The organism is Pseudomonas sp. FW305-70 (assembly GCF_058783925.1).
This window is the reverse complement of the sequence record NZ_JBYSYZ010000021.1, coordinates 84,584-91,231: the sequence shown is the minus strand read 5'-3', so window position 1 is coordinate 91,231 and position 6,648 is coordinate 84,584. Positions and strand designations below refer to the sequence as shown.

General features: G+C 61.4%; 6 protein-coding genes. 2 read left to right on the top strand and 4 right to left on the bottom strand.

The genetic code is table 11. The features are described 5' to 3' along the window. Nucleotides 1-211 precede the first annotated feature (211 nt). Entirely contained in the window at nt 212-1,333 is a 1,122-nt protein-coding gene (locus AC3WN7_RS17035) for an HlyD family secretion protein (RefSeq protein ID WP_102674360.1), read from the top strand. After that, a complete protein-coding gene (locus AC3WN7_RS17030; protein WP_102674359.1) occupies nt 1,330-2,922 on the top strand; it encodes a DHA2 family efflux MFS transporter permease subunit in 1,593 nt (530 codons plus the stop codon). Before AC3WN7_RS17035 ends, AC3WN7_RS17030 begins: the two co-directional genes overlap by 4 nt. A gap of 22 nt (nt 2,923-2,944) precedes the next feature. Here AC3WN7_RS17030 and AC3WN7_RS17025 read toward each other — a convergent pair whose 3' ends face one another. The 4 genes from AC3WN7_RS17025 to AC3WN7_RS17010 form a co-directional block, all read right to left on the bottom strand. Further along, entirely contained in the window at nt 2,945-3,385 is a 441-nt protein-coding gene (locus tag AC3WN7_RS17025; protein ID WP_102674358.1) for a carboxymuconolactone decarboxylase family protein, read from the bottom strand. Nucleotides 3,386-3,620: 235 nt separating this feature from the next. Next, nucleotides 3,621-5,063 carry a mechanosensitive ion channel domain-containing protein gene (locus AC3WN7_RS17020; RefSeq protein ID WP_095968032.1) on the bottom strand — a complete coding sequence of 481 codons (1,443 nt, stop codon included), beginning with the start codon at nt 5,061-5,063 and terminating at the stop codon, nt 3,621-3,623. A 213-nt stretch (nt 5,064-5,276) separates the two neighbouring features. Next, nucleotides 5,277-5,903 (bottom strand): isochorismate family cysteine hydrolase YcaC, encoded by a 627-nt coding sequence (gene ycaC, locus AC3WN7_RS17015; RefSeq protein WP_007977984.1) that lies wholly within the window; start codon nt 5,901-5,903, stop codon nt 5,277-5,279. A gap of 36 nt (nt 5,904-5,939) precedes the next feature. Beyond that, on the bottom strand, nt 5,940-6,623 hold the full coding sequence (locus AC3WN7_RS17010; protein ID WP_102674357.1) for an isochorismatase family protein: 684 nt from the start codon (nt 6,621-6,623) through the stop codon (nt 5,940-5,942). Between the last annotated feature and the right edge of the window lie 25 nt (nt 6,624-6,648).

The following is a 6,648-nucleotide window of genomic DNA, read 5'->3' as shown; positions in this document are numbered from 1 at the left end:
CGCGAATGCGGAGTGTCAGTCGACATTTTCATTGCCTGACACTCCGCATTCGCGAGCAAGCCCGCTCCCACAGTGGGTTTTCCAGCGCACACAGAATCTCATCTTCCCGAAAAACCACCTGACGACCGGCAGCAAAAACCATTTGCCACAAAATATTACATACATCATATTACAGGCATCATAATTAACGCCGCCTTACAGGTATCCCTCCATGACCAGCATGCCCACCGTTGAACCCGACCTGGACGCCCCGGTGCAACCGGCAAAACGTCCCCTGCTCAAGCGCCTGCTTGTGCCAACAATGGGGATTGCAGCGCTGGTGTTGGCCGGGGTGTATGGCACGCATTGGTGGACGGCCGGGCGTTTCATCGAAGAAACCGACGACGCCTACATCGGCGGTGACGTCACGGTGATCGGGCCAAAGGTGGCGGGTTATATCGACGAAGTGCTGGTGACCGATAACCAGAAGGTCAAGGCCGGCGATGTGCTGATCCGTCTCGATTCGCGCGACTACCGCGCCAACCTGGCCAAGGCCGAAGGCGCAGTGGCCGCCCAAGAAGCCTTGCTGGCCAACCTCGACGCCACCGAACAACTGCAACAGGCCGTCATCGGCCAGGCCCGTGCCGGCATCGACGCCGCCGGTGCCGAAGCCACCCGTTCGCGGGATGACGATGCCCGCTACAAAAAACTGGTGTCCACCAACGCCGTCTCGGTGGAAAGCGCCCAGCGCGCCAATGCCACGTTCAAGCAGGCCCAGGCCCAAAGCAACCGCGCCCAGGCGGAATTGCTGGCCGCGCAGCGCCAGTTGAATGTGATCGACACCCAGAAACAACAGGCCCGGGCCGCCTTGATCCAGGCCAGGGCCGAGCGCGATCTGGCGCAACTGAATGTCGGCTACACCGAACTGAAGGCACCGGTTGACGGCGTGATCGGCAACCGTCGGGCACGGGTCGGCGCCTATGCCCAGGCCGGCTCGCAATTGCTCTCGGTGGTGCCGGCCAGCGGCCTGTGGGTCGACGCCAACTTCAAGGAAGACCAACTGGCGCACATGGTGCCGGGGCAACGGGTGGTGATCCGTGCCGACGTGCTGTCGGGGCAGGCGTTCCACGGTCACCTCGACAGCCTCGCCCCCGCCAGCGGTTCGCAATTCAGTGTGTTGCCACCGGAAAACGCCACCGGCAACTTCACCAAGATCGTGCAGCGGGTACCGGTGCGGATTCACCTCGACCCGGCCGACAGTGTGCTCGGCCACCTGCGTCCGGGGTTGTCGGTCACCGCTGAAGTGGACACGCGCAAGGCGCCTGAAGTGCCCGCCGTGGCCAGCGCGCCATGAGCCGCGCCCTCGCCGCCCCGGCGCAACCGTTCAATGCCGCGGACATGGCGACGGCCACCAAGGTCTTCGCCTTTGCCAGCATGTGCATCGGCATGTTCATTGCGCTGCTGGATATCCAGATTGTCTCCGCCTCGTTGCGTGACATCGGCGGCGGACTCTCCGCCGGCACCGACGAAACCGCGTGGGTGCAAACCAGTTACCTGATCGCCGAAATCATCGTGATCCCGCTGTCGGGCTGGTTGTCCCGGGTGTTTTCCACACGCTGGCTGTTTTGCGCATCGGCGGTGGGCTTTACCCTGACCAGCCTGCTGTGCGGCGTGGCCTGGAACATCCAGAGCATGATCGCCTTCCGCGCCCTGCAAGGCTTTCTCGGCGGTTCGATGATACCGCTGGTATTCACCACGGCCTTCGTGTTTTTCACCGGCAAGCAACGGGTGATCGCCGCCGCGACCATAGGCGCAGTGGCGTCCCTGGCACCGACACTGGGGCCTGTGATCGGTGGCTGGATCACCGACATCTCGTCCTGGCACTGGCTGTTCTACATCAACCTGGTGCCGGGGATTTTCGTCGCGGTCGCCGTGCCAATGCTGGTCAAGATCGACCAACCCGAACTGTCGCTGCTCAAAGGCGCGGATTACTTGAGCATGGTGTTTCTGGCACTGTTCCTCGGCTGCCTGGAATACACCCTCGAAGAAGGCCCTCGCTGGAACTGGTTCAGCGATCGTACGATCCTGACCACCGCGTGGATCAGCGGCCTGGCCGGACTGGCATTCATCGGCCGGACCCTGCATGTGGCCAATCCGATTGTCGATCTGCGCGCCCTGAAGGATCGCAATTTCGCCCTTGGCTGCTTCTTCTCGTTCGTCACCGGCATCGGCCTGTTCGCCACCATTTACCTGACGCCACTGTTCCTCGGCCGGGTGCGTGGCTACGGCGCGCTGGACATTGGTCTGGCGGTTTTCTCCACCGGGGTGTTCCAGATCATGGCGATTCCGCTGTACGCCTTTCTGGCCAACCGCGTCGACCTGCGCTGGATCATGATGACCGGCCTCGGGCTGTTCGCGTTATCGATGTGGGATTTCAGCCCGATCACCCATGACTGGGGGGCCAGGGAGTTGATGTTGCCGCAAGCCTTGCGCGGGATTGCCCAGCAACTGGCGGTGCCGCCCGCGGTGACGCTGACCCTCGGCAGCCTGGCACCGGCGCGGCTCAAACATGCCTCGGGGCTGTTCAACCTGATGCGTAACCTGGGCGGGGCGATCGGTATCGCCGCGTGTGCGACCATTCTCAACGACCGTACCAACCTGCATTTCACCCGGCTGGCGGAGAACCTCAACAGCACCAACGAGGCCCTCAACCAATGGCTGTCCCAGGTCGGCAACAACTTCGCCGCCCTCGGCCAGAGCGGTGACGCCGGGGTCACCGCCAGCCTGCATCAGCTGTGGTTGCTGACCTACCGCGAAGCCCAGACACAAACCTATGGCGACGCGTTTCTGATGATCGGGCTGTGCTTCGTCATCGCCACGGCGATGGTGCCCCTGATGCGCAAGGTGCAACCTCCGGCCGCGCCGAGTGCCGATGCCCATTGAGGCATCGGCGGTTTGCTGAACATCAGGCCTGAGGCGTTTTACGGAAGCCGACCGCCAGGCGGTTCCAGCTGTTGATGGTGCTGATGGCGACGGTCAGGTCGACCATTTCCTTGGGCGTGAACTGTGCGCTGACCACTTCGTAGTCTTCGTCCGGGGCGTGGGTCAGGCTGAGCTGGGTCAGGGATTCGGTCCACAGCAGCGCAGCGCGTTCACGCTCGGTGAAAAATGGCGCCTCGCGCCAGGCCGTCACGGCGAACAGACGACGCGGGGTTTCGCCACCCTTGACCGCATCGGCGGTGTGCATGTCGATGCAGAAGGCACAGCCGTTGATCTGCGAAGCGCGCAGCTTGACCAGTTCAATCAGGTTTTTTTCCAGCGGCAGCTTCGACACTGCGGTTTCCAGGGCGATCATCGCCTTGAGGGCGTCGGGGCTGGCCGTGTAGAAATCGATACGGGGTTGCATGACATGCTCCAGGGCAAGTGGGTGTGTCGCTACGTTAGTCCCTCGACCGGTTTACACAAATAGCCAATATTCCAGAAGTCGAGGAGGCCATTGGCGCGGGTGTGATGGGTTTCACTCTTCACTTTTGGTGAATTCACTGCCGTCATCGCGAGCAAGCTCGCTCCCACAGGGAAATGCACTCAAATGTGGGAGCGAGCTTGCTCGCGATCCGCGCAGCGGCCATTCACCACCGAGCTCAAACCCGATTGCGCAACCACTGCAAAAAGCCCTTTTTCGCCACTGTCACCGGCAAGTCCTGAGTCAGGGTTTTCGCTTTTTGCAGCCGGTAATCGAGCAAAGCCTTCATCGCATCGTTGATGTCGTGACGGGCATCCAGACACGGCTTGAGGTAGGACTTTTCGATGCGGTACAGGCCACAGAATGTCTTGGCGGTAAACTGCGCCGGCAGCGCGCTGTCGGTGAGAATACCCGCCTCGCCGATCACCTCCCCCGGCCCCATGCGTCCGGATTCGTAGGGCGTTCCGTGGCGCATCAAGGTCACCGAGATCACGCCGGATTCGATAATGAACAAGTGATCGCTGACCTCCTCCGCTTCCAGGATCACCTCCCCGGCGCGGAAGGTTTGCAGGGTCATGTTCTGGCTGAACGTGTCTTTCTCTTCCTGACGCAGGGTGGAGAAAATCGGCGAGCTGTCCAGCAAAGCCCGTTTGCGTGTCGAGTTGATCGGCGGGCTGGGCTCCACGCTCGACAACAAATTGACCCCGCTGGCCTGCAAGTGCCGGTAGGCCAGGTCGTACAGCTGGTTGCGCACTGAGCGTTTCTCGTCCATCGATGCGACAAAACCGTTGATTTCGTAGACCGCGCCGGTGTTGCTGGCACTTTTGAGACCGACGCTGGGCGACGGTTTTTCCAGCAGCGCACGGCACCCTTGCATGGCCCGTTCCAAGGCTTCGATCACCGTGTTCGGCCTCGCGTGGGGGCTCACTTCCAGGGATACAGAGATACCGAACATGTCGTTCGGCCTGCTGAAATTGATGATCTTGGCTTTGGCCGCCAACGAGTTCGGAATCACTGCCATGCAGCCCTGGGAGGTCTGCAGGCGGGTGGCGCGCCAGTCGATGTCGGTCACCTTGCCCTCCATGCCGTCGATGGAGATGTAGTCATCGAGTTGATAGGGCTTGGTGGTGTTGAGGACGATCCCGGAAAACACGTCGCTGAGGGTACTTTGCAACGCCAGACCGACGATGATCGCCAACGCGCCGGAGGTGGCCAGCACGCCCTTGACCGGCAGTTCCAGCACATAGGCCAGGGCCGCAATCACCGCGATCAGGAAAATCACCGCGCCGAGCAAATCCTGGAGCAAGCGCCCGGTATGCCCCACCCGTTGCATCATCACCGCGCCGATCAGCACGGTCAGGGTCCGCGCGCCGAACAACCACCAGCCGATCTGCAAGCCGGTGGCGGCCAGGTGCAGCGGCACGTTATCAGCCCAGGGCGGCGGCTCCATCGGGTTCAGGCCTTCGTTGAACAACAGGAGGCTGAACAACGAAAAAATCACCACCCGCACCAGCAGCCGCCAGGCACTGCCGGCGGCGCTGAGCAGGTACCACAACCCGAGATCGATCAGGATCAGCGCCATGGCGCAGATCAATGGGTGTTCAGTGAGCAGTGACAGCATCAAGCAACTCCATCCAGGGCCAATGACGCGAAGATCGCATGGATTGGCACCAGTGTAGGAGCAATTGATTTGGCGGGATTCTGCAATCGCCACAAAAACAAATGTGGGAGCGGGCTTGCTCGCGAATTCAGTGTGTCAGGCAACGTTTATGTTGTTTGACACACCGCTTTCGCGAGCAAGCCCGCTCCCACAGGGGGGATGCGTGTGCCGAAGTTATTTGCTGTTGGTCAGTGTGCTGTAGCTGGTCATCAGGTTGCGGTAGTCCGGAATATGGTTGGAGAACAGCGTGCCCAACCCTTCGATATCGTTGCGCCAGTCGCGGTGCAGTTCACAGGCCAGGCCAAACCAGGTCATCAATTGTGCACCCTGGGCGGTCATGCGGCTCCATGCCGATTCGCGGGTCAGTTCGTTGAAGGTGCCGGACGCGTCGGTGACCACGAACACATCAAAGCCTTCGGCCAGCGCCGACAGTGCCGGAAACGCCACGCAGACTTCGGTCACTACGCCGGCGATGATCAGTTGTTTCTTGCCGGTGGCCTTGATCGCCTTGACGAAGTCCTCGTTGTCCCAGGCGTTGATCTGGCCCGGACGAGCGATGTACGGCGCGTCCGGAAACTGCGCCTTGAGCTCGGGCACCAGCGGGCCGTTGGGGCCGGTTTCGAAACTGGTGGTGAGGATGGTCGGCAGCTTGAAGTACTTGGCCAGGTCGGCCAGGGCCAGCACATTGTTCTTGAAGCGATCAGGATCGATGTCGCGTACCAGCGACAGCAGGCCGGTCTGATGATCCACCAGCAGAACGGCGGCGTTGTCCTTGTCCAGACGCTTGTAGGAAGTAGTCATTGCAGTAATCCTCGCAGGTTATCGATGCAGATTCGGTTAGCGCTGGGAATCCAGCGCCTCGTGTTCGTTCGCCACTTGCTGGGCCTTGAGGTAGCTCTCGATCAGCAATTGATAGTGCGGCATGGCCTGGGCGTAGACAGCGGCCCACTGTTCGGCATCGGGGCGGTTCCACGAGCCTTGCAGTTCGGAGAGCGTCGCCATGATGTCGATCGGCACCACCCCGGCCTGGGCCAGGCGGGCAACGGTCAGGTCAGTGGCCAGTTTCGAGTGGTTGCCGGAGGCGTCGACCACCGCAAACACCTTGTAGCCTTCATGCACGGCGGCGATGGACGGGAACGCCAGGCACACGCTGGTCAAGGTGCCGGCGATCACCAGGGTTTTCTTGCCGGTGGCTTTGACCGCCGCGTGAAACTGCGGGTTGTCCCAGGCATTGATTTCGCCTTTGCGCGCCACGTACTGCGCATGGGGTGCGGCCTCGTGGATTTCCGGGATCAACGGCCCGTTCGGTCCTTGCGGAACCGAGGCAGTGGTAATCACCGGCATTTTCAGCAAGGTCGCGGCCTTGGCCAGGGCAATGGCGTTGGCGCGCAGTTGGGGCACGTCCATGTCCTTGACGATCTGGAACAGTCCGCTCTGGTGATCGATCAACAGCATCGCGCTGTCATTGGGATCGATGGTCGGTTTCTGGCCGTTGAAGTTGGCCGCGTAGACAGTACTCATGTGCGTTTCCTCTTTCTTTTGGGCA

Coding starts and splice junctions, on each gene's coding strand:
- AC3WN7_RS17025 (WP_102674358.1), bottom strand. CDS start 3,385: ATGCAACCCCGTATCGATTTCTACACGGCCAGCCCCGACGCCCTCAAG.
- AC3WN7_RS17020 (WP_095968032.1), bottom strand. CDS start 5,063: ATGCTGTCACTGCTCACTGAACACCCATTGATCTGCGCCATGGCGCTG.
- ycaC (WP_007977984.1), bottom strand. CDS start 5,903: ATGACTACTTCCTACAAGCGTCTGGACAAGGACAACGCCGCCGTTCTG.
- AC3WN7_RS17030 (WP_102674359.1), top strand. CDS start 1,330: ATGAGCCGCGCCCTCGCCGCCCCGGCGCAACCGTTCAATGCCGCGGAC.
- AC3WN7_RS17010 (WP_102674357.1), bottom strand. CDS start 6,623: ATGAGTACTGTCTACGCGGCCAACTTCAACGGCCAGAAACCGACCATC.
- AC3WN7_RS17035 (WP_102674360.1), top strand. CDS start 212: ATGACCAGCATGCCCACCGTTGAACCCGACCTGGACGCCCCGGTGCAA.